Annotated in this window: 1 protein-coding gene; it reads right to left on the minus strand. The window is 75.6% G+C overall.

Translation table 11 applies throughout. The features are described from left to right. Positions 1 to 705, minus strand: a 705-nt coding sequence (locus tag IE321_RS41605; protein WP_308439763.1) for a DUF4097 family beta strand repeat-containing protein, incomplete at its 5' end; no start/stop codon positions are given.

Consider the following 705-nt stretch of genomic DNA (forward strand, 5'->3'; position numbering starts at 1 on the left):
TCAGTTGGCGTGGGCGGTGATGTCGCCGAGGGCGGTGGTGGCGCGGACGGTGAGTTCGGCGCCGGTGCCGGCGGTGTTCTGGAGGGTGTTGTTGATCCGGCCGAGGGTGGTGCCGGCGTCGAGGACGGCGGAGGTGCCGCGGGCGGCGCCGACGGTGATGGACCCGGCCCGGGTGTCGAGGACGACGCTGCCGCGGACGGCCTCGGCGACGCTCAGGTCGCCGCGGGCGGTGGTCAGGGCGGCGGAGCCGTTGAGCCGGCCGACGGCGATGCCGCCGTCCTGGAGCACGACCCGCACGTCGCCGGCCTCGTCGAGCTTGACCGGGCCCTGCGCGGCCTCGAAGACCACGTCCCCGAGCCGGCCGACGCCCCGCAGGTCCGCCGCGGCGGCCTTGACGTCGAGGGACGACCCGGCGGGCAGCTGGACGGTGACCTCGACCGAACCGCTCGCCCCGAACAGCTGGTTCCCCGCCTCGGGCGCCGCGACCCGCAGCACCCCGTCGGCGAAGGAGACCGAGGTCCCCTCGGCGGCCTTCACGTCCCGCGCCTTGCCGGCGTTCGAGGGGCGGACCTCGACGGTCACGTCGGCCCGGTCGGCGGCGATGAAGCGGAGCTGCCCGGCCGGCACGGCGACGACGGCGGCGATCGGGGCGGTGGTGGCGAACTTCTGCATGATGACTGCTCCTGCTGGTGTGCGTTCCGTCGG

It is taken from the genome of Streptomyces hydrogenans (assembly GCF_014656075.1).
Taxonomy (GTDB): Bacteria; Actinomycetota; Actinomycetes; order Streptomycetales; family Streptomycetaceae; genus Streptomyces; species Streptomyces hydrogenans.